This window comes from Kribbella kalugense, assembly GCF_004365875.1.
GTDB classification, from domain to species: Bacteria; Actinomycetota; Actinomycetes; order Propionibacteriales; family Kribbellaceae; genus Kribbella; species Kribbella kalugense.
The window spans coordinates 3234733-3259288 of the sequence record NZ_SODF01000001.1 but is presented as its reverse complement, the minus strand read 5'-3'; the positions used below and the strand labels follow the sequence as shown (position 1 = coordinate 3259288).

The following is a 24556-nucleotide window of genomic DNA, read 5'->3' as shown; positions in this document are numbered from 1 at the left end:
ACCTGGGTCGCGAGCGAGGGTGGTTGTCGAGGGGCTGACGTTGTCGCCGGGATCGGCCCGGCGGCCGGATCGGAAGGAGATGGTGGATGACCGGCAAGAACGTTCCGAGCAGGGACGAGCAGGCCTTCGACGCTGCACGGGCTGGCCTGGTGGCATACAGGAAAGCTGTTAGTGAGGCAGACAAGGCATATGCGAATGGTGCCGACGAAAAAGATGTAGCCAAGATGGAGGGGGCTGCCAAGCGGGAGTTCGGGCGTGGAGACGGAGGACGGATGCGGAGGAAGTTCGGACGCGGAGGGGAATCGAGAAACTGATCGGAAAGCAGTAAATCAGCTCTGGTGAGAGCTGGCGCGTACTAGCAGCCAGGCGCCTACGGTGGTTGTTGTGGGCGCCTGGCTGCTGTCGGCGATGCGCGCCAGCAAGAGGTGCGCGGCCGTGGTGCCGATTTCATACGCGGGCTGGGCTACCGCCGTTAGTGGTGGATGTATGAGTTGGGCCCAGGGAGGGTCGTCGAAGGCGACGAGAGGATGGATGCCGTTTTCCCGGAAGGCTTGAAGGACGCCTACAGCCATCGCGCTGTTGGCGACCAAGAGAGCGTCCGGAGGCGCGGGCTGGGAGAGCACGCCCAGGGCGGCCCGGCGAGCACCCTCCGCCTTGTACTGCTAGGGCGCACCAACCTCGGCGCACCCTGGTGCCCCATCTTCGAGGTGGTCCGGCGTACCAGTTTGGTCGTGCTGCGGCGGCGGGCCGACCTGAGCCCGTCGCGGGCAGCCGGCCAGCCGGTCGTCCGCGGTACGCACGCCGGTCGGTCCGGTGATGCAGCCGATTCGTTCGTAGCCCTGGGCAACCAAATGCGCAGTCGCCTCCCGGGCGGCCAGCTGGGTGTCGACCAGTAGGACGTCACTGTCGTGCTCGGGCAGCGGCCGGTCCACCGCGACGTACGCCGTACCCCGGCCGGCCAGCTTCGCGATCGAGGTGGTCGGGCCGCTCGGTGACAGGATGACGCCGGCGACCCGTTCCTGGATCGCGATGTCGAGGTAGCGGTTCTCCTTCTCCGCGCTCTCGTCGGAGTTGCACAGCACGACGGAGTACCCGACCTCGTGCGCGACATCCTCCACCCCGCGGGCGATCGCGGTGAAGAACGGGTTCTCCACGTCGGAGATGATCAGCGCCACCACCGCGGCCTCCTGGCGGCGCAGGTTCCGCGCCGGGCCGTTCGGCTGGCACCCGAGCTCGGTCGCGGCCGCCCGGACCCTCGCGGCCAGGTCCGGATCGACGGTCGGCTTCCCGTTCAGCGCGCGGGACACGGTCGCCGTGGACGCCCCGGCCCGTGCCGCCACATCACTGATCCTCCTCCTCCGACGAACAGTAGCCGCTCGGGAAATGGATTACCCAGCTGTCTGTCATGCACTTTACGTACGTAACCCCCGGGCCTTACCAGTGACATGAGAGGATCACCCGCGTGACTGCCTTGCCGAGTGTTTCGTACTCCATCACCGTTCGCCGCCCTGGTCGTCACCCGGGCTGAGCGAGGCCCAGATCTCCTTGCACTCCGGGCAGACCGGGAAACGCTGCGGGTCGCGGCTCGGCACCCACACCTTGCCGCACAGCGCGACCCCTGGCGTGCCCATCACCATCACCATCACCATCGCCTCGGTGAGCTTCTCTTTCGGCACGTGTGCGAGAACAGCTCGTGGTCCTCCTCCTACGCGGCGCAAGCCAACAGTCTCGCGGACCTACGTCGAAGGGGTTCAGCTCTCGAGGTGGGCGTGAACTTCGCGGAGCTGGAACTTCCAGACGCCGTCCAGCTTCACGTACTCATCGGTGTACGAGAGGAACAGCGGCGTCTCTCGCCCGGTGGCCACGGAGTCGCTGTGCCCGGTGATCGGGCTGGCCGTGGCGTCGAGGATCAGGTTGGACGAGAGGTGATGCATCCGCCGGCCGCCAGCCGTCGCCTGGCGGTAGCCCTTCATGATGGCGTCGTACCCGACCAGCTTGCCGAGGCCGCCCTCATCGACGAAGTGCCAGATGGCGCCCGGGGTCCAGAGGCCGGCGAAGAGTGCTTCGTCACGACGGTCGATGCCGTGGGCGTAGTTGAAGACGAGGTCCTGGAGCTCGAAGCGATCCGCGAGCGTGATGGTCATGTGGTGGTGCCTTTCTGAGGTGCTGTCCGTCATCGGAGTCGCTAGTGGAGTCGATCGATACCCTTGCCGGAGATCGCGACCGCGATCAGGAGAACGGCCCCGTTGAAGAAGTCGCTCACCCACGGTGCGGCGCCGAGTAGTTGCAAGCCTTTGATGCCGGTGCCGAGCAAGACCACGCCGAGCATGGTGCCCCAGGGATTCGCTCGCTCCTTGATCTGGGTCGCTCCGAGGAAGACGGCGGCGATCCCCGGGAGCAGGAACGCCGGGGCTGTGGACTCGGTGGCCACGCCGATCCCAGTGGCGAGCACGAGGCCGGCGAATCCGCTCATGAAAGCCGATACGATCAGGACCCCGACCTGGAGGCGGACGACACGGATGCCGGCGAGGCGGGCGGCGACTGGGTTTCCGCCCGTGGCCTGCAGCCATCGTCCGAGAGCGGTGTGCTCGAGCACGTAGTACATGGCGGCCGCGATGAAGACCGCGTAGATGAACGCCAGTGGTACGCCGAAGAGGTCGCCGCGGCCGAACTCGGTGAAGCCCGAGGTGAATGAGGGAGTGATCGTGTTGCCGTTGGCAATGAGTCCGGTCAGTCCGAGGGCGATAGTGCCGACACCCAGGGTCGTCACCATACTGTTGACCCGGAGCTTGCTGACCAACAGCGCCGAGATCATGCCGAATACGGTCGAGCCGCCAAGTGTGAGCACACAGATCGCTCCCGTGCCCAGCCCGTGACTCGCGCTGAGGTATGACGCCATGACCATGGCGAAACCGGCAACCCAGGCCATGGACAGGTCGAAGATACCGGTCAGCAACGGGAACATGATGCCGAGGGCAAGCAGGCTCGTGACAGCACCGTCGCTGAGGATCGTGCGCAAGGTCAACCCGGTCAGGAAGGTGTGCGGCGACACGAGCCCGAAGACGATCACCTCCGCGGTCAGTACCCAGAAGCCGGCGTAGCGCTGATGGAGGATCGATTGCAGTACCGTGCACCCGCTGGACGGCCTACGCACGGGGGAATCGCTAAGGGGCTCGGCGGTGCTTGCGCTCATCGGCTATGGCTCCTCGCTCTTGGGCTGGATCAGACACGCTCGGTCGACGACATCGCGACGCAGATCATCGCCGGACAGCTCCGCTGCGATGCGGCCCCGGCGCAGGACGAGGATTCGATCGCACAATGAGATCAGTTCATCGGCGTCGGACGAGCAGACCAGGTACGCTGTACCACGTTCGGCATGCTCGCGGATCACGGTGTAGATGGACTCGATGGCGCCGACATCGACGCCTTGGGTCGGCTCGTCGAGGATCAGGACGGCCGGTCCGGCGCGCAACCACCGCCCCAGCAGAACCTTCTGCTGGTTGCCGCCGCTGAGCTCGGTGATCGGCTGAGACGAATGGCGGAGTTTGACGCCGAGCTGGTCCAGCCAGCGCGCCGACTCGTGCTCCTCGGTGCGGCGACTGAGGAACAGCCCGCGCCGTGACGATCGCAGCTTCGGCAGGGTCAGGTTCTGCCGCACGGACATCGTCGGAACCAGACCGGTGACAGCACGGTCCGCGGCGAGCAGCCCAAGCCCGCGGCGGATGGACAGATCCGGTCGGCCGGCAGGCAAGGGCTTGCCGTCCAGGACGACCTCGCCGCGTCGAGGTGCCGTACCGAAAAGGGCGCTGGCCAGTTCGTCACGGCCAGACCCGGCGACTCCGGCCACGCCGACGATCTCGCCCGGCTTGATCTGGAAGTCGATGCCGCTCAGCTGGCTCGCTCCGAGGTCCTGTACCCGCAGCGCTGCCCGGCGAGCCCGGGGCGCGGGGGAGTGCCGGCGATGCAGCCGGACGTCATGGCCGATCATGAGTTCGACGAGCTGACTTTCATCGATCTCCGACGTGGGCCGCGTGGCGACCTGCCGGCCGTCGCGGAGCACCGTGACCCGGTCTGCGATCGTGAAGACCTCGTCAAGGTGATGGGAGATGTACAGCACGCCCGCGCCGCTCGCACTGAGCCGGGTGACGACCTCGAAGAGCTCGTGCACGCCAGTCGCCGGAAGCGCCGCGGTCGGCTCGTCGAGGACGAGGATCCGTCCGCCCGTCGTACTGCCTCGGAGTGCGCGGGCGATCGCGATGCCGGTGCGGTCGGCGAGGGACAGTTCGCAGACTGGTGTCCTCGGATCGATGTCGTAGCCGAGTGAGGCCAGCAGCGCGCCGGCCTCCTTTCTCGCTCGTGGCCAATCGATGGCGCCGAACTGGCGGTGCGGATACGGATGTCCCAGCGTGACATTGTCGAGCGCACTCATGGTCTCGACAAGGCCCAGGTCCTGATGGACGAAGCGAAGGCCTGCGGTTCTTGCAGACCGGACGTCGCCGAGCGTGAAGCCGGATCCGTTCACCCGCCCTCGGGCGCCCCTCTCGGGCTGGTGGAAACCCGCGAGGATCTTGACCAGCGTCGACTTGCCCGACCCGTTGTGACCGACAAGCGCGTGCACCTCACCCGGCCTGACAGTGAGGTCGAGATCGTCGAGAACCAAATGAGTGCCGAACCTCTTGGAGACGGCGGCAACTTCGAGGCCGGCGGCCGCACCGCTCGGCTCGCCCGCGAGTGTCCGTGACGCCAGCGTGCCGGTGTTCTCAACCAAGGCAGGTTGTCCTTCCGGGCTGTCAGGTTCGGCGAATGATCGACAAACAGATAACTATGTACAGATATCGATATGACTGTAGGCTTGGCGAATCGCGGCCGTCAAGGACTCGTTGCTGGCCAGCAATCACCGCGAAATGTGTCGCGGATAAAGGAAAGGAGACCGCAGATGCAGTGGTGGTTGCGTGAGTACGAACCGTTGCGGGCCGAGGCCCGGGAGATGGCGGCGAAGGTTACGGCATCGATGCCGATCAGCCCGCCGTTCGACGATCGCGACGCGTTGGTCGCGTGGCAGCGAAGATTGATCGCGAGCAGGGAGACAGTGGTCTCCGCGGGCGCCGACGCGGAGATCGCGAGCGTTCCGGGCCGGCTGTTCCGTCCGACCGTCACACCACGTGGTGTGTACCTACATCTACATGGAGGTGGTCTGATCGCGGGGTCGCCCCGGATGAGCGACGAGGCCAATGCTGATCTAGCCGAACGACTGTCTATCGTCGTGGTGTCACTCGACTATCGTCTGGCGCCCGAGAATCCGTATCCGGCCGCCGTCGACGATGCTTTCGCGGCGGCCGCATGGCTGGTGAGCCATGCCGGCGCGGTGTTCGGCACGTCCCGATTGCTCATCGGCGGTGAGTCAGCCGGTGCGTACCTGTCCGTGCTCGCGCTGTTGCGACTGCGCGACGCGGGAATGACCGGATTCCTTGGTGCGAACCTCGTCTATGCCGGGTACGACATGAGCCGGAGCACCCCCGGTCAGTCTGGAGCGCGGGTCTCGGAGGTACCTGACATCCTCGACCCGGACGGTTTGCGTCTGATCGGTGATTGCTTCCTGCCGGGACGCAGCGACGAGCAGCGCCGGATCCCGGAGATTTCCCCGGCCTTCGCTGCATTGCACGACCTTCCGCCCGCCCTGTTCACGGTCGGCTCGGCCGACCATCTCTTCGATGACAATGTCCTGCTGGCGGCGCGCTGGGCTGCTGCGGGAAGTGGAGGCGAGCTAGCCATCTACCCGGACTGCATCCACGGTTTCCTGCGGCAGCCCACACGGCTGGCCAGGCGCGCCAACGAGCGGATCGCGGAGTTCCTCGATCACAGCCTCGGGTAGGCGGGTCAGAAGGCGACGTTCCCGGCGCCCTTGAGTTGGAGCATTGCGCGCGCATCGGTAGGCGTCGCGATCTCGAGCCCGAGCTCGGTGAGGATACGACGGACCTTGCCGACCTGATCGGCGTTGCTCTTGGCTAGCTCGCCTTTGGCGATGTAGAGGTTGTCCTCGAGGCCGACGCGAACGTGCCCTCCGGCCAGCGTGCTCTGGATCGCGAAGCTCATCTGGTGTCGGCCGGCCGCGAACGCGGACAGGTAGTAGTCGTCGCCGAACAGTTTGTCCGCGACAGTGATCATGTGGCTGAGGTTGGCCGGATCGGCTCCGATGCCGCCGAGGATCCCGAAAATGCACTGCACGAGGAACGGCGGCTTGGCGAGGCCGCGGTCGGCGAAGTGCGCGAGCGTGTAGAGATGCCCGATGTCGTAGCACTCGAACTCGAACCTGGTACCTCTGGCGTCGCCGAGCTCGCGGAAGGAGTACTCGATCTGGGTGAAGGTGTTGGCGAAGATTGAGTCCTCCGACCCCAGCAGATAGTCGCGCTCCCAGGGAAATTTCCAGGTGTCGTAGTGGCGTGCCGCGCCGGAGAAGACGAAGTTCATCGACCCCATGTTCATGGTCGCCAGCTCAGGCTGTGCACGCAGCGCGGCGGCGAGGCGCTCCTGGACGGTCATGCGCGTGCTTCCGCCAGTGGTGATGTTGACGACCGCGTCTGTTCCGGCCTTGATGGCCGGCAGGAACTCGTAGAACCGGTCCGGGGCCGGCGATGGGTAGCCGGTCTCCGGGTCGCGGGCGTGCAGATGCAGGATCGCCGCTCCGGCCTCGGCGGCCGCGATGGATTGCTCGCTGATTTCCGCCGGGGTGATCGGCAGTGCGTCCGACATCGTCGGGGTGTGCACGGCTCCAGTCACTGCGCACGAGATGATAACTTTGGATGCCTTCTTCACGGCAGACCTCCTCGAGTTGTAGACAGGTCACATGGTGGGTTGACGGCCCACATTCCAGTCGCGGCTCACTTGCCGGTGGGAGATCCGCCAACCGCTCTCGGTTCGCCGGACGGTGTCGTGGTAGCGGCCGCCCGCGATCAGGTTGTCTGGATCGTCGGTGCCAGCCGGGGTGGCCTTCCAGTGGTACGCGACGACGTAGCTGTGGACCCACGCGATGTCGCCGTCCAGGTCGATCATCTGGTTGCCGACCACGTGCATGTTCGCGGCGTAGGTGCCGGTCAGCCGATTGCTGCGGGCCAGCACGTCATCGATAGGGAGTGTGTCGACCGATCCCTCGATGACCGCGTCGTCGGTGAAGCAGCCGCGAACGGTGTCCCAGTCGCCCGTGTCGAGTCCGTGCGCGTAAGTCAGGATCAGTCGTGAGATCTCGTCCCGATCACGAAGCTCGGTCAGCAGCTCACGCTCCGTCGGTGTCACAGACATCGTCCTCCTCGCTGACGAATACTTGCAGCCGTTTGTACGACAGATACTTGCATACAGGTATCTATATGTCTATATGGTCGATGGGGTCACTGACTCCTTGACGGCACAGGGCGGCGGGCTTACGGTACGCCCAATATCGGTATCGATAGACAGGTTTATGCATCTCTGTTTGTCGGCGAACAAAGGATCGGACGATGTCACATCGCAGATGGTGGGGTTTACTCGCCGTGACAGGTGCCGTGGTGGTAGCAGCGTGTTCGCAGGCGGGCGGGTCGCCGGCTCCGGGAAACGGAGGGGGTGTGGACTCCGCTGCCGTCGAGGCGCAGTTGGCCCCCTACCTGGTGCAGCCCAGCAAGCTGCCGGCCTGGCCGTCGCTCACAGAGGCGCCACCCAAGGGCAAGAACATCTACTACGTCAGCACGGGCAGCGGTACGGCCGCGATCATCGGGTCGGCGATCAAGGCGGCCTGTGACGCGCTTGGCTGGACTTACCACCCCCTGACATTCAATGGATCGAATCCAGCGTCAGCGAATTCCGCACTGCTCACCGCGGTGGGCAGCGGAGCCGACGGGGTGATCATGACCGGGCGTCCGAAGGCTTCGATCATGAGCGGCCTGGACGCCGCCAAGACCAAAGGCGTCGAGATCGTTCAGACCCAAGGTACCGATTCGCCGGGGACGCCGGGTTTCGACCAGGTGGGCAACACGCCGTCGAACGCCGCGCAGACGGCCAAGGTGATCGCGCTCGGCATCGTCGCGGACGCGGCGACGGCCGGCGCGACGGCGCATGTCGGTGTGGTGACGACCTCCGGGATCCCCGCCATCCAAGGCTATTCCGATGCCACCCTCGCGGCTATCAAGGGTGTGTGCCCCTCCTGTTCCGCGGACAGCATCGATGTGCCCGTGGCAGATCTGCTCAGCGGTCAGGCGGCGAAGTCGGTCGTCTCGTTCATCCAGCGGCATCCGGAGACGAATTACGTCCACGTCGTAGCCGGCGCGGTCGAAGGCGGTCTGCGGCAGGCCCTCGACGCCGCCGGACTCACCAAGGTGGAGATCACCGGCTACGCGCCCACGCCGGCGCAGAACCAGGCGGTGAAGGACGGCAAGGATCTGTTCTACGTGCAGTCGCCCAGCGGGTACTACGGCTGGATCGCGATCGACACCATCGCGCGTCACCTCACCGGCGGCAACGCGAGCATCCACAACGCCGAGGCGGATCCAGTCTGGCTGGTGAACAAGACCAACCTCGAATTCGACCCGAACGTGCTGCCCGACTTCCCGGCCGGCTACCAGGAACAGCTGAAAAAGCTGTGGGGGCCGGCCTCGTGACCAGCTCGGATGCCTTGCGCACGGCCCGCTGCTGGCTGACTCGGCTGCCGGTACGGCCTGAGCATCTCGACGATGTACTGGCGGGACTCGGCTCCTTGGCCGCGACCGACGACGTGCGGAGTATGGACGTCGTAACGGTCTACCTCGACCGAGATGACCCGAATTCCCTGTGGTTGCACGAAGTTCACGGACTCCCGAGCGACGATGTCCGGGAGTTCGGCGATGATGACATCACCCGGATGCTGGCCGCGGTACCGACGCAGGAGGGGCTGCGGCCGGTTCGCGAGACGTACCCCGGCCGCAACCTCGACGGACCGGTGCATGCCGGCTCGGTCGTCATCCTGGCCAGGCTCACCGCTCTGCCCGGGCAGCGAGATCGGGCACTCGAGGCGCTGGAGCCGTTCATGCTGGTGGCTGACGACGAACCAGGGACGGAGATCTTCACGGTCTACGAGTCGCTCGACGAGCCGGATGTGATCTGGATGCACGAGGTCTACGCCGACGACACGGCCTTCCGGATCCATGCAGCCAGTCCGCAGCACAAGACGCTGCGGGAGTCGGAGGTGCTGACCGGCGGACCGACGCTGTCGAGTGTGCTGGCCGGCCGGCCGAAGAACTGGCGACTCACGCCGCAACTCCAGCGCCGGTGTGGCGAACCTGTGCGGTGGTTCGGCGGCGACTGATGATCGTGTGTTCCTCCGGGAGGGGATGCGGATATCACGCCTCGTGGAGGGACACCTGACGTCATCGGTTCAGGACGTCAGCTGGATGACGACGGCCTTGGGTTCGGTGAAGAAGTCACGGCTGTAGTTTCCGCCTTCGCGACCGATCCCCGAGTCGCCGACGCCGCCGAAGGGAGCGCGTAGGTCCCGGACGAAGAAACAGTTCACCCAGACCGTGCCGGCGTCGAGACGTGCGGCAATGCGGTGGGCGCGGCTGAGGTCGTCGGTGAAGAGCATGGCGTTGAGGCCGAAGTGGGTGTCGTTCGCGAGCGCCACTGCCTCTTCTTCGGTGCTGAATGGGATGACGGTGACCAGCGGCCCGAAGATCTCCTCGCGAGAATGGCGGGCGTCCGGCCGCAGCCCGGTAATGATGGTCGGCCGCACGATCCAGCCGTCACCGGGGCCGCCGGTCCGGATCGTGCCGCCCTCGCCCTCGATACTGTTCAGGTACGAGAACACCTTGCGGTGATGTGCCCGCGACGCCAGTGGACCGAACTGGGTCGCCGGATCCTTCGGGTCGCCGATGACCAAGGTCTCCGCTGCGACGACGAAGCGGTCGAGAAACTCGTCGAAGACCTCCTGCTGGACGAAAAGGCGCGAACCGGCGAGGCAGATCTGCCCGGCGTTGGTGAAGGCGGCACGGACGGACCAGTCGACCGCGTTGCCGAGATCGGCGTCGGCGAAGACGAGATTGGCGCCTTTGCCACCCAGCTCGAGGCTCAGTGGGGTCAGGTTCGGCGCGGCGGCGCGGGCGATCGTCCGGCCGGTGGCCGACTCTCCCGTGAAGGTGATGCGGTTGACACAGGGGTGCTGGGTCAGCGCTTGGCCGGCCGAATCTGGTCCGTAGCCGTGTACGACGTTGAGCACACCGGGCGGAAGACCCGCGTCGCTCGCCAGCCGGGCGAGCAGAGTCGCGGAGATGGGTGTGTCCTCGGCAGGTTTGAGGACGACGGTGTTGCCCCAGGCCAGCGCCGGCGCAATCTTCCACGACTCCAGCATCAAGGGGAAATTCCACGGCGCGATCGCCGCCACCACGCCCGCCGGTTCGAACCGGGTGTAGACGTGGTGACGGTCGTCCATCGGAAGCGCAGCAGCTGTGGCGAGCCGGGCGTGATCGGCGAAGAACCGGAAGTTGTGCGCCGCACGAGGAACGTCGTTGCCGCGGCTTTGGGCGACGGGCTTGCCCATGTCCCGGGTGTCGGCGTGGGCGAGCTCGCCGGCATGATCCTCGATCAGATCCGCGAGCCGGTGCAGGATCGCGCCTCGCTCGGCGTACGACAGACGCGGCCACGGGCCGTCGTCGAACGCGCGCCGGGCGGCGGCGACGGCGCGGGCTGCGTCGGTCGCATCCCCAAGTGCCACCTGGGTCCATGGTTCTTGCGTCCACGGGTCGATGCTGGCAAATGTCGCGCCAGTGCGGGATTCGACCTCGACGCCATCGATCACGTGGCCGTAGTCAGGCACGAGTGCCCCTCTCCGCGAGCGTGACGTCGCCGGCGGCCCAGTGGGTCGGCGGTATCTCCGTGAGGATCACGCGCACCGACTCCTGGGGCGCGGAGAGACTGTCGCCGACCGCAGCGGTGACCGCGCTGATCAGCGCGCGGAGCTGCACCGGAGAGCGTCCTTCACGAAGTGCGATCTGAACGAGCGGCATGCTGGCCCCCTGCGAGCTGAATGGATCCGAGGTTGGTGAAGTGGAAAGCGACCCGGGCTCCTGGCGGCGCGGGGACCGCGTCGGTCATCCCGCCGGTGAGGACGAGTTGTCCTGCCTCGATGGCGTGGCCGCGGCGGGCCAGGTCGTTGGCGGCGAGTGCGAGTGCTTCCGCCGGATGACCCTGCACCGCGGCACCGGTGGCGGAATCGACTACCTCGCCGTCGACCTCTACGAGCACGGCCTCCAGGGTGAGATCGAGCCGCTCGGGGGACAGCCCCACCGGTCCGAGCACGAACGCGCCGGCGGAGGCGTTGTCGGCGACGACGTCGGGCAGAGTGAAGCGGAAGTCGCGGTAACGCGAGTCGATGATCTCGGCCCCGGCGTACACCCGGTCGACCGCGGCAAGCGCCTGCGCGGCGCTCACCCCGGGACCGGTGAGGCGTTCGCGCATCACGAAGACGAGCTCCGGCTCCACTCTGGGATGAATGAGTCTGTCCTGCGGCACCGGGACGCCGGCCGGCGACAGCATCGCGTCGGTGAGCCAGGCAACCAGCGGAGACGCGACGTTCATCCGCAACTGCTTGGCGCGTGAGGTCAGACCGAGCTTGACGCCGATCAGCCGCTCGCCGCGGGCCAGCCGGCGGCGCAGCGTCTCATCTTGTACGGCGTAAGCGGTGTCCTGGTCCAGCTCCGGCCACTCGTCGGTGATCGGCGGGCGATCGGTGCGGGTCGCCTCGCAGTCGAGCAGTACGGTCGCGGCACGGTCCACGTCCCACTTCATCGGGTCTCCTCGCGTTGGCGCACCAGCGACAGTGCGACGTCGATGATCATGTCCTCCTGGCCGCCGACGTAGCCGAGCTCGCCGACGCGTTGCAGGATCTCGTGCGCGGGTACGCCGTACCGTTCCTCGGCCGCCTCGGCGTGCAGCAGAAAGGATGAGTAGACACCCGCGTATCCCTGCGTGATGGCGGCACGGTCCATCCACGGCAGCCGCGGCAGCATCGGCTTGACGATCTCCTCGGCGGCCTGCAGCACGCGTGGTACGTCGATCTGCGTATCGATTCCGAGTCGATCGAAGGTGGCCGCGACGACCTCGGTCGGCGCGTTGCCGGCGCCCGCTCCGAGTGCGCAGAGCGTTCCGTCGATCTGGGTCGCGCCGTTCTGCGCTGCGAGCACCGAGTTGGCGACACCCAGCGAAAGGTTCTGGTGGCCATGAAACCCGACCTGCGCTTGCGCGCCGATCTCGGCGTGCACCGCCTTGACCCGGGCCTGCGCGTCGCCGAGCACCATCGCGCCCGCGGAGTCGACGACATACACGCACTGTGCCCCGGCATCGACCATGATCCGGGCCTGCTGGGCGAGGTCGGCCGGGCCGATCCGGTGGGAGAGCATCAGGAAGCCGACGGTCTCCATGCCGAGCCGTCGTGCTGCGGCGAAATGCTGAACGGACACGTCGGCCTCGGTGCAGTGCGTGGCGATCCGCGCGACCTGCGCGCCGCGGTCGTGCGCGTGCTCGAGGTCGTGAATCGTGCCGACGCCGGGCAACAGCAGAACCGCGATGCGTGCCTGCTTGGTTTCCGACACCGCGGCCGCGATCAGCGCGAACTCGTCGGTACCGGAGAACCCGTAGTTGAACGACGACCCGCCCAGCCCGTCACCGTGGGCGACCTCGATCACCGGCACGCCGGCCGAGTCAAGGGCGGACACGATGCCGCGCACCTGCGCCTCGGTGAACTGGTGGCGCATCGCGTGGCTACCGTCGCGAAGGGTCGAGTCCGTGATGCGCACCGTCATGCCACGTCCGACTTCCGGCGCGCTGCGATGGTCTCGCCGACCCGCATTGCGGCCGCAGTGATGATGTCGAGGTTGCCGGCATAGTCCGGCAGATAGTCGCCCCGTCCGCGCACTTCCAGGAAAATCGCCACCCTCGCCATGCCGCGCCAGGTCTCGCGCGGTGGGTCGAACTGCGGATCCGCCCTCAATGAGTAACCAGGCACGTAGGCGCGGACCCGCTCGACCATCGAGTGGATCGACTCCACCACCGCGTCCCGCAGCTCACCCGGCTCCACCGCGTCGGTGGGTACCGAGCAGAGCACGGTGTTGCGCATGATCATCGGCGGTTCGACCGGATTGAGAACGATGATCGCCTTGCCGCGCCGAGCGCCACCGACCGCGGTCAATGCGGCGGCGGTCGTCTCGGTGAACTCATCGATGTTCGCCCGCGTGCCCGGGCCCGCCGACTTCGAGGCGATGGAGGCCACGATCTCCGCGTACTCGACCGGAACGATCCGGGACACCGCCGCCACCATCGGTACGGTGGCCTGGCCGCCGCACGTGATCAGGTTGACGTTCGCGGCGTCGAGGTTGGCGTCGAGGTTCACCGGCGGGCAGACATATGGACCGACGGCGGCGGGCGTCAGGTCGACCGCCGTGATGCCGGCCTCGGCATAGCGCGGCGCGTTCGCCAGGTGCGCCTGGGCGCTGGTCGCCTCGAACACGATGTCCGGCAATGGATCCTGGCGCAACAGCCAGTCGACACCCTCGGCGCTGGCCACCAGACCACGCCGTACGGCGCGGGCCAGCCCATCCGAGCGCGGATCGACACCGATCATGAACCGAGGCTCGATCACCTCGCTGTGCCGCAGTAGTTTGAACATCAAGTCGGTTCCGATGTTGCCCGACCCAACGATCGCCGCGGTCGTCGTCATGCGGACTCTCCCAGCCGTGCGGTCACGCTGCCCAGCCCCGCCACGACGGATGTGACGACGTCGCCCGCGTCGAACGGAACCGCGGCCGTCATCGAACCGGGCAAGACGACCTGGCCGGGCTCGAGCCCGACGCCTCGCTCGCCGAGGACGTTCGCCAGCCAGGCCAAGGCGTTGACCGGAGATCCGAGCACGGCGCCGCCGGCTCCCGTCGCGACCACCTCACCGTTTCGATGCAGCACACATCCCGCCAGCCGCAGGTCGACCTGGTCCGGCCGCACAGGCGGGCTGCCGAGAACGACTCCGCCCGACGATGCGTTGTCGGCGATCGTGTCGATGATCCCGATCTCCCACTCGGCGATGCGCGAGTCGATGATCTCCAGAGCAGGCAGGATGAAGTCGACGGCGGCGATCGCGGTGGCGACGTTCACCCCTGGTCCGCGCAGCGGCCGGCTCAGCACGAACGCGATCTCCGGTTCGATTCGCGGTTGCAGGAAGCGCTCGGCTCGGATCGCGGTGTTCTCGGCGAAGAACATGTCTTCGGTGAGGTGGCCGAAGTCCGGCTGCGCCACTCCGAGTTGGCGGCGCATCGCCGTACTAGTCAATCCGACCTTGTGACCAGCGACTCGCCGGCCGTCGCGCACCCAGGCATCCACTTGGAGGAGCTGGATCGCATACGCGTCGTCGATGGTCAGCGCGGCGCGCGCGGAGATCGGGGGGATCGGTGAATGCAGCCGGACGGCCTGCAGCAAACCTTCGGCCAGGTCGTCGAGCGTACTCATCGGTCCGCTCCCAAGGGCCGGCGAACCTGCGGTTGGGTCGACACCCGTTTGCTCGTCCCGCACCACATGTCGATCGAGGCCGGATGCATCGGATCGAACCAGCGCGGCTGCCAACTCGCCTCGTCCTCGATCAGCTGGACGCCGTAGGAGTACTCGTAGGTGAGCCCTTCGGGCCCCTTGAAGTACAGGAAGACGGCGGTGGACTGCGGGTGCCGGCCGGGGCCTTGCTGGATCTCCACCCCGTTCTCCTCGAGGAAGTGCCAGCTGCGCATGACGTCGTCGAGCGAGGTGACCTGGAAGTTGATGTGGCACAGCCCGGGCGACCCACCGCGGAACACGGCGAGCTTGTGATGCACCTGGTCGATGCGCAGCAACGCCGCCCAGTCGCCGATCCAGTCCGAGATGCGCACGTTGAACAATCCAGACCAGAAGCGGTATGCCTCCCGAACATCGGGAGCGTCCACGCACAGGTGCCCGAATTCGGTTATTCCGGCCGACCGGCCGAAGGCGACCGGACGGGCATCCCGCGCCTGGTCGACCACCAGCTCGAACCGGTTGCCGAACGGGTCGTCGAAGGCGAGGAGATCGCGAACCCGGCGCGCCCGGGCCTGCTGTGATGTACCCCGCGCGACTGGCACTCCAGCGGCCTCGAGCTGTCGCTCGGCGTCCGCCAGCTCGTTCTCGTCGCCGAGACTGAAGGCGGAGGCGAGGACACCGGACTCTCCCTCGACAAAGGCCAGACAATGGTGCCGGTGATCGGCTCGCAGGTATGCCGCACCATCGTCGCGCTCCTGTTCCTGCAGGCCGACAATGTCGACCGCGAAGCGGACGGCCGCCTCCAAGTCGGCGGTGCCGGAGCGCACATAGGCGATGTCGCGCAGATTGATCACGGCCTGATCCTCCTTCGGAGAGCCAAGAGACAGATCACAGCATACAGGTATCTAGATACTCGTCCAGTGGTTGACAGGAGCTATAGGCCATGGCATAGCTGTATACACAGACAGGTATCTATTGGACTGCGAATGGAGGAGCCGGTGACAGGTCGATCGCCGACCGAGGCCGAGGTGCTCGGGTACGTCGAGTCCCTGTCCAACTGGGGACGCTGGGGGCCGGAGGATCAGCTCGGCACATTGAACCTCATCACCCCGGCGGTCAGACGGAAGGCCGCCTCGCTCGTCCGGCACGGCGCGACCGTGTCGCTGGCGCGTGAGCTCGCGCCTGTGGCCGAGCCCGGTGACGCGTTCGCACCACCGCAGCGGTACATGTTGTTCACGGGCGAGGGGCTGGCTGATGAGCATCGCGTCCGTCAGCACCCGGCGGGCCGTGAGAGTGACAGCGCTCGCGTCCACGGCGCGTCGGAGTACATCGGGATGGTGTTCCATGGCTTCAACGTGACGCATGTCGACGCGTTGTCGCATGTGTTCTGGGACCGGCGGATGTACAACGGCAAGCCGCCGGAACTGGTCAACTCACTCTTCGGGGCGAGCAGCCACGCGGTCACCGCGGCCGGCGACGGCATCGTGACCCGCGGCGTACTGCTCGACGTCGCTGCCGCGCGTGGCGTCGAATGGCTCGAGCCCGGTACCGGTGTGACGCCGGTCGACCTGGAACTGGCCGAGTCGCGCCAGGGGGTCCAGGTCCGCGAAGGTGACGCGGTGCTGCTGCGCACCGGCCACGGTCTGTCCCGCGCGCGACTCGGCCCGCAGGATCCGAACGTCCACGGGCAGCCGGGTTGGCATCCGGCGGCGCTGCCCTGGTTGCACGAACGCGGCGCAGCGCTGATCGGATGCGACGCCGGCGTCGACGTCCTGCCTTGCGATTACCCGGCGTTGTCGATGCCGGTGCATGTGATCGGCATCGTCACGATGGGCCTGTGGCTGGTCGACAACCTCGACCTCGAAGCGGCCGCCTCCACAGCGGAACGAATGCGGAGATGGGAGTTCTTGTTCACCCTCGCACCGCTCCGGCTCACCGGCGGAACCGGCAGCCCCGCCAATCCACTGGCCGTCTTTTAGCGAAAGGAACCACGCTTATGGGTCTCACTCGTGTCGACGTCGAACCCGAGCTTCCGCTCGTGGCGCAGCTTGCCGCACCCATCCAGGGACCGGTGGTGTCGACGAACCGCTACCACGTGGTCGCCGGGGACGAGGATGCGTTCGTCGCAGCCTGGAGGGCCGAGGTGAGCTATCTGAGCAGACAGCCCGGGTATCTCGGTGCGGAGCTCTATCGCGGTATCGGTGGCAGCAAGGTCTTCTTCAACCTCGCGTCATGGCAGAGCGCGGCATCGCTGATGGCGGCGGGTGACTCGGACAGGTTCCGTGCGCTCATCGCCGCGTTTCCGCCGAGCAGGTGCTACCCGCATCTGGTCCAGCCGATTGCGCTCGACGGCGACCAGGCCGGCAGATGAGCGATGAATCCCTTCCGCTGACGGGGATCCGTGTCGTCGACATGTCGACGTCGTACGCCGGACCAACGGCGACGATGTACCTGGCGGATCTGGGTGCAGAGGTGATCAAGGTCGAGCGGCCCGGCGGCGATGACGCCCGCGGCTGGGGTCCGCCGTTTCTGGGCCAGGACTCGGCATGGTTTCACTCGGCGAACCGCAACAAGAAGTCAGTGGTACTCGACCTGAAGCATGCTGACGCGCGAGTCGTACTGGAACGGTTGATCGAGTCGGCGCACGTGTTCGTCGAGAATCTCAATCCGGCCAAGCTGACCCGGATCGGTCTCGAGCCGGCCGCCGTGCTGGATCGGCATCCTGGTCTGGTGTACTGCGCGTTGTCCGGCTTCGGCCTGACCGGGCCCGATACGGGACTGCCGGGCTACGACCTGATCGCCCAAGCACGGTCCGGGCTGATGAGCGTAACCGGTGCGCTGGATGGTATGCCGCAACGTGTGTCGACCGCGCTCAGCGACATCGTCAGCGGGCTCGTCGTGGCCCTGGCGGCGACGGCGGCGCTGAGACGTGCCGAGCGGACTGGTCAGGGTGAGATCGTGGACGTGTCTCTGCTCGACACGGATCTCGCACTCATGGCTCCCCGGATCGCGAGCTACCTCGCAGGTGAGCCAGAGCCGGCACCGTCCGGCGGGACGGACTCCGTGCTCGCCATCTACCAGCCATTCGCCACCGCCGACGAGCCGATCGTGCTCGCGGTCGGCAGCGACGTGATCTGGCAGCGCATGTGCGCTGTCCTGGATCTGCCCGGCGAGGCGCGCGATGCGGCGACGAACGCGCGCCGTCGGGTGGTTCGGCCCCTGCTGCTCGAAGCGATCGCGGCCCGGCTGGCCACCGCTCCCGCCAAGGACTGGCTCGAGCGGTTCGCAGGCGCGCAGGTGCCGGCGGCAACGATCGCCAGGCTGTCGGCGGTCGTCACGGATCCGCAGGTAATAGCCCGCGGCGGCATCAGAGCGCTCGACAGTGGAGTTCAGGTAGTCGCCTCACCATGGCGCTATCAGCAGGGGAGAGCGCGGCTGCAGACCGCTCCGGTGCTTGGTGCGGACACCGAGTGCGTGCTGGCCGGTCTGGGTATCGCCAATGACGAGCTCGATCGCCTGAGAAGAACCGGCGCTGTCGGTGGTGCTCCAGAATGACCGGCTCACTCGGCGGCGATCGCGTCGTCCGGGCCAGCCGTCAGGATTCGGATGCCCTCCTCCGCCCATGCGATGCGCGCCTGCGCGAGCGCCGTGCCGGCGTCGAAGACGTGTGCTTTGATCCGGGCGATGCGTTCGTGTTCGGTGGGTGGTCTGCGTTTCAGGCGTTCCTTCAGCAGTGGCGTGTTGTGGCGGCGTAGCTGGTCGGCATGACTGGCCCAGCTCCGTGCGATCGCCGCCTGCTCATCGATGACATTGCGCAGCACCGCGACGGCGACTGTGGGATCGACAACGTCGAAGTACAACGCCTGCAGCAGCAGGGCATCGCGTTTGCTCCGGGTGTCGAACGGCGTCGACACCCACTCGCGTAACTCCGCCGCTCCGGCCGCCGTGATCGAGTACACGCGGCGTTCCAGTCGCTCGCCGCGCACCTGTCTCTCCGCGGTGATCAGCCCGGCGTCCTCCATGTTGCGCAGTTGCGGATAGATCTGGCTGCGGGGCGCGCTCCACACCCAGCCGGCATGCGCGTCGAAGAACCGCGCGAGCTCGTAGCCGTTCATCGGCCGCGCTTCGACGACTCCCAGGATCGCATGGGCCAGCGACATGACCGTCTCACTCCCTCTCGCCGACGATGAAGTTCCAGAGTAGGCCATACCTGTCTCTATTGACAGGTATGGCGACACCTGATTGACTCAGAGCGTCCGCCACTGCCCCACCGATCGTCAGGGAGGTCTCGCGCGATGAGCATGATCACGCAGCGTTCGACGAAACCGCCGCTGTTGAGACCGACGGTGATGGCGAACGGGACGATCCCGTCGCGCGATCTCACCGCCTCGCGGAACTTCTACGAGGATGTGTTCGGAGCGGAAGTCGCCGTGCACTCTCCCGGACGGCTCGTGCTGCGACTGGGCGGGAAGCACACGTACTTGGTCGAGGAGCAGACCGAGGAGTACGCCGAGATGGTGCTGTTGAACCACAACGGGTGGTACCTCGATCCCGGTGAATCGGTCGACGACGCGCACGCGAAGATCGTGACGGTCAAGGATCGCTACGGCGTACAGGTGGTGACCAAGCCGATGTGGCAGCACGGGTCGTATGCGTTCTTCCTGCAGGACCGTGACGGCAACTGGTGGGAGTTCTACCACGAGCGCACGAGCGAGCGTCAGGATCTGTCCGGCGGTCCGCAGCTGACGGCGGACCAGGTGCGGGAGTGGTTCCAGGCGCGCCGTGCCCGCGACGAGGCGAGTGAGGCGGACAGATGAGCTCGACCGGTCGTGTGAACGCGGCGATGCTCTCGCACGGCACGCTGGAGTCCACCGACCTGCACGCCACGCGGCGCTTCTATGAAGAGGTGCTCGGGCTGACTGTCCATCAGTATGTGCCGGTCTCGATCCACATCGATACCGGTGACGGCTACATGTACGCGGCCGTGCACGCGCCCAATGCCACGAAGGCGATGCCGATCCACTACCGCAACACACTGCTGTTCGGGACACGTGAGGAGATCGACCGCGCGCACCTCGCGCTCGAGACCGTTGCCACCGAGTACGGCGTACAGGAGATCACCGAGCTGGCGTCGAGCGGCGACCGCTACTTCTTCAGGCTGCGTGATCTCGACGGCAACTGGTGGGAACTCGCCTACGACGTCCACGGCGGATACCACGGCATCGGTGATGTCGGCGCCGACCGGTAGCACCCCGCGGCGCGTCGGGGTTGTCGGCGCCGGCACGATGGGATCGGGGATCGCGCGCGTCGCCGCCGACGCCGGTCATCCGGTATGCATCTATGACTCCGTCCCGGGCGCAGCTGCCGGCGCGGTCACGCATCCGGACATCCGGGCCGTGACCCGCCTGGCCCACCTTCACGACTGCGAGATCGTCATCGAGGCCGTGGTCGAGGACCTCCAGGTCAAGCGTGACCTGTTCGCCGAGCTGAGCACGGTCGTCGCGCCATCGTGCGTCCTGGCCACCAATACCTCCGCACTGTCTCCGACTGCGATCGCGGCCGGCCTGCCAGGACCGGAGCGCTTCGTCGGGATGCACTTCTTCAATCCCCCTGAACGGATGCAGCTCGTCGAAGTGGTCGCGGCGGCGCAGACCGCACCGGAGGTTGTGGGGACGGTGCGCGAGCTTGCCGTTGCCTGGGGCAAGAAACCCGTGACGGCGAGCGCGACACCGGGCTTCATCGTCAACCGGATCGCCCGCCCGTTCTACGGCGAGGCGCTGCGCTTGCTGGAGGAGCAGGTCGCGGACGCGGCCACCGTCGACGCGATCCTGACTGAGGCCGGCGGCTTCCGGCTAGGCCCGTTCGCCTTGATGGACCTCATCGGGCATGACGTGAACCAGGCGGTCACGCGGTCGGTGTGGATGGCGTTCGGCTATGACCCACGCTACGCCCCCTCGTCATTGCAGCAGGAGCTCGTCGATGCCGGGCGCCTGGGCCGCAAGACCGGCCGGGGGGTCTTCCGCTACGAGGACAGGCGCCCTCTTGTCCCGCCGCCGGTGACCGAGCCGCCGCGCGAGCCGCCAGCGTTCCTGTCGGCGCGGCCGCCCGAGCTCGAAACGCTCCTCGACCGCTGCAGCGTACCGATCGAGCCCGCTGAAGGCGATCGGGTGGAGCTGCCCTCTGGTGCCGTGCTCGTCCGCACCGACGGTACGCCCGCCGGCGTGCTCGCGGCGCGTCTGACCCAGCCGGTGATCGTGCTGGATCGCGCCTTCGACGACCAGACGACGACCCGGATCGCCATCGCGCGGTCGGATGACTGCAGTGAAACGCAGCTGGCCGAGGCGGTCGGGTTGCTGCAGTCGGGCGGGCTCGCGGTGAGCCTGGTCGAGGACACGCCGGGGCTGGTCGTCGCCCGTACCGTCGCGATGCTGGTGAACCAGGCTGCGGACGCGCTGCTGCAGGCCGTCGCGTCCTCGCCGGACATCGACCTGGCGATGGTACTGGGGACGGGCTATCCGCTCGGACCGCTGGCTTGGGGTGAGCGGTACGGAGCGGGCCTGGTGCTCGCCGTACTGGACAACCTGTGGAGCTGGTATCACGATCCGCGCTACCGGGCCACACCCCTGCTCCGGCGGTGGGCGCTGTCGGGTGAACTGCTATAGACATCGACATACAGGTATGTCACGGTATATTTGACGCAGCGGAAGGGACGCGATGGCAACGGAATCCGATCAGACCGGCGGCCGACCGGTGGACCGGCTGGCCATTCAGGACCTGGTCTTCACATACAACCACGCGCTCGACACGGGTGACGAGGAGTTGTTCGTCTCCCTGTTCGTGCCGGCGGCAACCAACGGCCCGAAGGTCGGCGTCGACGCCATCCGGGACGCGTTCCGGAAGACCGCGGCGAAGTATGCGGAGCTGCATCATCTGAGCTCCAACCTCGTCGTCGACTTCGACGGCGACCAGGCGACCGGCCGGAGCAAGGCGCTGATCTTCCGCAGCCTGCCGGGCGAGATCGCGGATGGCAACGCCCCGATGTACGTCGACTACGACGACGTCTACGTGCACACCGGCCAAGGATGGAAGTTCCTCAGCCGGTCGTTTCGCGCCGCCGACATTCCGCCGGCGGTAGTCGCGCCACCGCAGAACCGCGGAGGGAAATGAGATGACGGGACGGCTCGAGGGCAAGATCGCCTTCATCAGCGGCATCGGCGGTGGCCAAGGTCGGGTGGCGGCCGAGACCTTCAGCGCTGAGGGCGGTGTCGTGGTCGGCTGCGACATTCACCCGGACGCCGCCGCGGTGACCGAGGAATCGGTCCGCGCCGCGGGTGGCACGATCTTCGCGACCTCTGCGGTGGACTTGAGTGATCCGCTGCAGGCGCGCCGCTGGATCGAGGACGGTATCGCGGCCGCCGGTGGCATCGACATCCTGTATAACAACGCCGGGGCGGTTCGGTTCGGTTCAGTCGCCGAAACCTCGGACGACGACTGGGCGTTTACGTTGCGCAACGAACTCGACCTGCTCTTCTACTGCACTCGGGCCGCGTGGCCACACCTGCTCGCACGTGGCGGGGGATCCGTGATCAACATCGCGTCGGGCTCCGGGCTGCAGGGCAATATGGCTGGAGGAGCCAGCGCCCATGCGGCCGCCAAAGGTGGGGTGATCGCTTTGTCCCGACAGTTCGCGGCCGAAGGCGCCGAACACCACATCCGTTCCAACAGCATCAGCCCCGGCGTGATTGAGACGCCCTCTACTGCGGCTCTACGGGCCAAGGTGGTGGGTTCGCGACCGCCGTTCGTGCCGCTTGGCAGGCTCGGCCGCCCCGAGGACATCGTCTATTGCGCGCTGTACCTCGCGTCGGACGAGGCCGGCTGGGTGACTGGGGCCAACTTCATCGTCGACGGCGGCGTGACCGCCGTTCGTCCAGCGTCGGGCCGATAGGAGGCCGCAATGAAGGTAGTCGTCGATCGCTCCGCATGTCAGGGCACGGGCTTGTGTGTGGCAGTCGCCGCCGAAGTGTTCGAGATCGAGGACGACGGTGCGGCTATCGCGCACCACGAGCTCGTGCCGGCTGAGTGGGCGCAATCGGTGCGAGAAGCGGTCTCCGCCTGCCCGGTCGGGGCACTGCGCATCGTCGAAGACTGACCGTTGAGCGAGCGACTCCGTGAAGTGCTCGTGGTCGGCGCCTCGATCGCGGGCGTACGGGCGGTGCAAGCACTACGGCGGCAGGGGTACGAGGGGACTCTGCGCTTGGTCGGCGACGAGGATGTCCCGGCCTACCGGCGCCCGGAATTGTCGAAACGCTTCTTGGCCGGCGACCTGAGCGTCGACCAGATCGCGCTGGCGACGCCTGCCGACCTGGATTGCGACGTACTGTTGAACGCTCGTGCCACCCGACTTGAGGTGGCCGACCAGCGAGTGTGGATCGGAGACGCCGGCGCGGATCCGCGCCCGTATCGGTTCGACGGTCTGGTTATCGCGACCGGAGCGCACGCACGCCGGCTCCGCGTTCCACCGATGGCGGGTGTCCACGTACTGCGCACACATCAAGACGCTGAGCTGCTCCGCGCCGAGCTGGCGACAAGCCCACGAGTGGTCGTTGTCGGTGGCGGTCTGATCGGATGCGAGGTCGCCGCGACTTGCCGGTCGCTCGGACTGGCGGTCACCATCGTCGAGCCGACCGGCGCCCTGATGTCGGGCGCGATCGGCCGGGAAGTCGGTGCTCGGATTACCGAACTGCAAAGCGGCCACGGTGTGGACGTTTGCGTCAACTGTGGTGTGACTGAGTTGCGCGGAGGTAACCGGGTCGAGTCGGTCGTCACTTCCGGCGGTCGCGAGATCGCGGCGGACGTTGTGGTCGTCGGCATCGGTAGCGAGCCCAATACGTCCTGGCTGGCCGGCTCGGGCCTGCCGCCTGCCACCGGCGTGTTGTGTGCGCCGAACCTCGCCGTGGTCGGTGCCCGACGCGCTGTCGGTGCCGGCGATGTTGTGGCCTGGAAGTCCTCCGGATCGGCGCGGCCGGTGCGGATGGAGCACTGGGAGAATGCGGTACGGCAGGCGGAGACCGCGGCACACACGTTACTGCTCGGCGAGTCGGCGCCCGGATTCGATGGCACGGGCGGTCTGTTCTGGTCGCACCAATTCGACGCCACGCTGCACGTGCTCGGTGATCCCCGCGCAGCCGATGAGGTGCGGTTCCTGGAGGATGACCCGGGTCGGCAGCGTGCGGTGGCGTGCTACGCCCGCGACGGCCGGGTCATGGCATTCGCCCTCCTCAACTCCGCCGACTGGCTCGGGTCCGCCGGCCGCCTGGTTCGTCAGCGAGCGGCGATGCCGCTGCACGGAACTGGCGAGCCGCTTCGGCGATGACACCCGATGCCGAGGTACGGATCGCCGGTCGCGCGCTCGCGCGGGCCGGCCTGGTGCACGCCTACGGTCACTGCAGCGCCCGTCTCGGGACGGGCGTGATCGTCGTCTCTCCGGCAGCCCCACTCGGGTTGGTCGCACCGGATGACGTCTGCCCGATGGTCCCGTTGGATGGACCGCTGCCGGCCACCGTGCTCGGCGAGGTCCGGATGCACCGCGCGGTCTACCGGTCCCGTGCCGATGTCGGGGCGATTTGCAGGATCCAGCCGCCCGCGGTGATGGCGCTGTCCGTGCTGGGCCGGTCGCCGCGTGCGGTGCATGGCTTTTCGTCGTACTTCGCCGGTGGCGTGCCGATGTTCGACTCGCCGGTCTTGGTGCGCGATGACGCGGCCGCCGAAGCCGTGGCCGAGCTACTCGGCGGCGCCGCGGCGATCGTGTTGCGGGGCAACGGTGCGCTCGTCGTGGCGCCGGATCTTCGCACGGCTGTCTGCCTGGCGTGGTACCTGGAGGACACCGCGCGGACCGAGCTCGCGGTCCTGCCGGCAGGGTCGGACGTGTGCCTCCTGACTGCGGACGAGGCCGAGCGCCGCGCTACGTGGGAGGGAGGACTGGCCGAGCGGATGTGGGCCTACCTGACCGCGGGCGACCGCGAACTCTGACGCT

At 67.1% G+C, this 24556-nt stretch carries 30 protein-coding genes and 1 pseudogene; 15 read left to right on the top strand and 16 right to left on the bottom strand.

The genetic code is table 11. The annotated features are described in order from the left end of the window. Positions 1-86: 86 nt before the first annotated feature. Positions 87-314, top strand: a complete 228-nt coding sequence (locus EV650_RS15335) for a hypothetical protein (protein ID WP_134119418.1) — start codon at positions 87-89, stop codon at positions 312-314. 15 nt (positions 315-329) lie between these two features. Here EV650_RS15335 and EV650_RS41020 read toward each other — a convergent pair whose 3' ends face one another. The 6 genes and pseudogenes from EV650_RS41020 to EV650_RS15310 form a co-directional block, all read right to left on the bottom strand. Further along, a complete protein-coding gene (locus EV650_RS41020) occupies positions 330-623 on the bottom strand; it encodes a substrate-binding domain-containing protein (RefSeq protein WP_238174220.1) in 294 nt (97 codons plus the stop codon). A gap of 39 nt (positions 624-662) precedes the next feature. Further along, the gene (locus EV650_RS15330; RefSeq protein ID WP_238174219.1) at positions 663-1340 is read right to left on the bottom strand and encodes a LacI family DNA-binding transcriptional regulator; all 678 of its coding nucleotides are present in this window, start codon (positions 1338-1340) and stop codon (positions 663-665) included. 153 nt (positions 1341-1493) lie between these two features. After that, positions 1494-1705, bottom strand: a pseudogene (locus EV650_RS15325) (DUF3039 domain-containing protein); the annotation flags it as partial. Between the two features lie 46 nt (positions 1706-1751). Next, the gene (locus EV650_RS15320) at positions 1752-2144 is read right to left on the bottom strand and encodes a nuclear transport factor 2 family protein (RefSeq protein ID WP_166678133.1); all 393 of its coding nucleotides are present in this window, start codon (positions 2142-2144) and stop codon (positions 1752-1754) included. 41 nt (positions 2145-2185) lie between these two features. Then, the gene (locus tag EV650_RS15315) at positions 2186-3154 is read right to left on the bottom strand and encodes an ABC transporter permease (protein ID WP_166678132.1); all 969 of its coding nucleotides are present in this window, start codon (positions 3152-3154) and stop codon (positions 2186-2188) included. A 42-nt stretch (positions 3155-3196) separates the two neighbouring features. Beyond that, the gene (locus EV650_RS15310; protein WP_134119415.1) at positions 3197-4768 is read right to left on the bottom strand and encodes a sugar ABC transporter ATP-binding protein; all 1572 of its coding nucleotides are present in this window, start codon (positions 4766-4768) and stop codon (positions 3197-3199) included. A gap of 168 nt (positions 4769-4936) precedes the next feature. Between EV650_RS15310 and EV650_RS15305 the strand changes: the two genes are divergently transcribed. Then, a complete protein-coding gene (locus EV650_RS15305) occupies positions 4937-5872 on the top strand; it encodes an alpha/beta hydrolase (protein WP_166678131.1) in 936 nt (311 codons plus the stop codon). A gap of 5 nt (positions 5873-5877) precedes the next feature. Here the strand turns inward: EV650_RS15305 and kce are convergent, their stop codons facing one another. Together kce and EV650_RS15295 are read right to left on the bottom strand one after the other, a co-directional pair. Then, complete coding sequence (gene kce / locus EV650_RS15300) at positions 5878-6813, bottom strand: 3,5-dioxohexanoate:acetyl-CoA acetone transferase (protein ID WP_134119413.1); 936 nt, start codon at positions 6811-6813, stop codon at positions 5878-5880. A 27-nt stretch (positions 6814-6840) separates the two neighbouring features. Beyond that, entirely contained in the window at positions 6841-7296 is a 456-nt protein-coding gene (locus tag EV650_RS15295; protein WP_134119412.1) for a nuclear transport factor 2 family protein, read from the bottom strand. Between the two features lie 299 nt (positions 7297-7595). Between EV650_RS15295 and EV650_RS15290 the strand changes: the two genes are divergently transcribed. Together EV650_RS15290 and EV650_RS15285 are read left to right on the top strand one after the other, a co-directional pair. Beyond that, positions 7596-8624 (top strand): sugar ABC transporter substrate-binding protein, encoded by a 1029-nt coding sequence (locus EV650_RS15290; RefSeq protein ID WP_166678130.1) that lies wholly within the window; start codon positions 7596-7598, stop codon positions 8622-8624. Then, positions 8621-9307, top strand: a complete 687-nt coding sequence (locus EV650_RS15285; RefSeq protein ID WP_134119410.1) for a putative quinol monooxygenase — start codon at positions 8621-8623, stop codon at positions 9305-9307. The genes EV650_RS15290 and EV650_RS15285 overlap by 4 nt, the downstream gene beginning before the upstream one ends. 69 nt (positions 9308-9376) lie before the next feature. Here EV650_RS15285 and EV650_RS15280 read toward each other — a convergent pair whose 3' ends face one another. From EV650_RS15280 to EV650_RS15250, 7 genes are read right to left on the bottom strand one after another with little or no spacing between them, the layout of a single operon-like run. Further along, entirely contained in the window at positions 9377-10810 is a 1434-nt protein-coding gene (locus EV650_RS15280) for an aldehyde dehydrogenase (RefSeq protein ID WP_134119409.1), read from the bottom strand. Further along, the gene (locus EV650_RS15275) at positions 10803-11000 is read right to left on the bottom strand and encodes a tautomerase family protein (protein WP_134119408.1); all 198 of its coding nucleotides are present in this window, start codon (positions 10998-11000) and stop codon (positions 10803-10805) included. Before EV650_RS15275 ends, EV650_RS15280 begins: the two co-directional genes overlap by 8 nt. Then, positions 10972-11781 carry a 2-keto-4-pentenoate hydratase gene (locus tag EV650_RS15270; protein ID WP_134119407.1) on the bottom strand — a complete coding sequence of 270 codons (810 nt, stop codon included), beginning with the start codon at positions 11779-11781 and terminating at the stop codon, positions 10972-10974. Before EV650_RS15270 ends, EV650_RS15275 begins: the two co-directional genes overlap by 29 nt. After that, positions 11778-12794, bottom strand: coding sequence for a 4-hydroxy-2-oxovalerate aldolase (dmpG, locus tag EV650_RS15265; RefSeq protein ID WP_134119406.1), 1017 nt, complete (start codon positions 12792-12794; stop codon positions 11778-11780). Before dmpG ends, EV650_RS15270 begins: the two co-directional genes overlap by 4 nt. Continuing rightward, the gene (locus tag EV650_RS15260; RefSeq protein ID WP_134119405.1) at positions 12791-13708 is read right to left on the bottom strand and encodes an acetaldehyde dehydrogenase (acetylating); all 918 of its coding nucleotides are present in this window, start codon (positions 13706-13708) and stop codon (positions 12791-12793) included. Before EV650_RS15260 ends, dmpG begins: the two co-directional genes overlap by 4 nt. After that, positions 13705-14487, bottom strand: a complete 783-nt coding sequence (locus EV650_RS15255; protein ID WP_134119404.1) for a 2-keto-4-pentenoate hydratase — start codon at positions 14485-14487, stop codon at positions 13705-13707. The genes EV650_RS15260 and EV650_RS15255 overlap by 4 nt, the downstream gene beginning before the upstream one ends. Further along, complete coding sequence (locus tag EV650_RS15250) at positions 14484-15377, bottom strand: VOC family protein (protein ID WP_134119403.1); 894 nt, start codon at positions 15375-15377, stop codon at positions 14484-14486. Before EV650_RS15250 ends, EV650_RS15255 begins: the two co-directional genes overlap by 4 nt. Positions 15378-15521: 144 nt before the next feature. Between EV650_RS15250 and EV650_RS15245 the strand changes: the two genes are divergently transcribed. From EV650_RS15245 to EV650_RS15235, 3 genes are read left to right on the top strand one after another with little or no spacing between them, the layout of a single operon-like run. Next, positions 15522-16502: a cyclase family protein gene (locus EV650_RS15245; protein WP_238174217.1), complete on the top strand. Its 981-nt coding sequence runs from the start codon at positions 15522-15524 to the stop codon at positions 16500-16502. A 17-nt stretch (positions 16503-16519) separates the two neighbouring features. Continuing rightward, positions 16520-16894 carry an antibiotic biosynthesis monooxygenase family protein gene (locus tag EV650_RS15240; RefSeq protein ID WP_166678129.1) on the top strand — a complete coding sequence of 125 codons (375 nt, stop codon included), beginning with the start codon at positions 16520-16522 and terminating at the stop codon, positions 16892-16894. Beyond that, entirely contained in the window at positions 16891-18078 is a 1188-nt protein-coding gene (locus EV650_RS15235; RefSeq protein WP_134119400.1) for a CaiB/BaiF CoA transferase family protein, read from the top strand. Before EV650_RS15240 ends, EV650_RS15235 begins: the two co-directional genes overlap by 4 nt. Positions 18079-18083: 5 nt before the next feature. Here EV650_RS15235 and EV650_RS15230 read toward each other — a convergent pair whose 3' ends face one another. Further along, complete coding sequence (locus EV650_RS15230) at positions 18084-18683, bottom strand: PadR family transcriptional regulator (RefSeq protein WP_134119399.1); 600 nt, start codon at positions 18681-18683, stop codon at positions 18084-18086. A gap of 135 nt (positions 18684-18818) precedes the next feature. Between EV650_RS15230 and EV650_RS15225 the strand changes: the two genes are divergently transcribed. The 8 genes from EV650_RS15225 to EV650_RS15190 are packed head-to-tail and all read left to right on the top strand — an operon-like array spanning position 18819 to position 24552. After that, positions 18819-19340, top strand: coding sequence for a VOC family protein (locus EV650_RS15225; RefSeq protein WP_134119398.1), 522 nt, complete (start codon positions 18819-18821; stop codon positions 19338-19340). Next, positions 19337-19771, top strand: a complete 435-nt coding sequence (locus EV650_RS15220) for a VOC family protein (protein ID WP_134119397.1) — start codon at positions 19337-19339, stop codon at positions 19769-19771. Before EV650_RS15225 ends, EV650_RS15220 begins: the two co-directional genes overlap by 4 nt. Next, a complete protein-coding gene (locus EV650_RS15215) occupies positions 19752-21185 on the top strand; it encodes a 3-hydroxyacyl-CoA dehydrogenase NAD-binding domain-containing protein (RefSeq protein ID WP_134119396.1) in 1434 nt (477 codons plus the stop codon). Before EV650_RS15220 ends, EV650_RS15215 begins: the two co-directional genes overlap by 20 nt. Before the next feature lie 52 nt (positions 21186-21237). Continuing rightward, positions 21238-21690, top strand: coding sequence for a nuclear transport factor 2 family protein (locus EV650_RS15210; protein ID WP_134119395.1), 453 nt, complete (start codon positions 21238-21240; stop codon positions 21688-21690). A gap of 1 nt (position 21691) precedes the next feature. Further along, positions 21692-22468, top strand: a complete 777-nt coding sequence (locus EV650_RS15205; protein WP_134119394.1) for an SDR family NAD(P)-dependent oxidoreductase — start codon at positions 21692-21694, stop codon at positions 22466-22468. 9 nt (positions 22469-22477) lie between these two features. Then, positions 22478-22672 carry a ferredoxin gene (locus EV650_RS15200; protein ID WP_134119393.1) on the top strand — a complete coding sequence of 65 codons (195 nt, stop codon included), beginning with the start codon at positions 22478-22480 and terminating at the stop codon, positions 22670-22672. A gap of 3 nt (positions 22673-22675) precedes the next feature. After that, positions 22676-23896 carry an NAD(P)/FAD-dependent oxidoreductase gene (locus EV650_RS15195; protein WP_134119392.1) on the top strand — a complete coding sequence of 407 codons (1221 nt, stop codon included), beginning with the start codon at positions 22676-22678 and terminating at the stop codon, positions 23894-23896. After that, positions 23893-24552: a class II aldolase/adducin family protein gene (locus EV650_RS15190; protein ID WP_134119391.1), complete on the top strand. Its 660-nt coding sequence runs from the start codon at positions 23893-23895 to the stop codon at positions 24550-24552. Before EV650_RS15195 ends, EV650_RS15190 begins: the two co-directional genes overlap by 4 nt. Positions 24553-24556 lie beyond the last annotated feature (4 nt).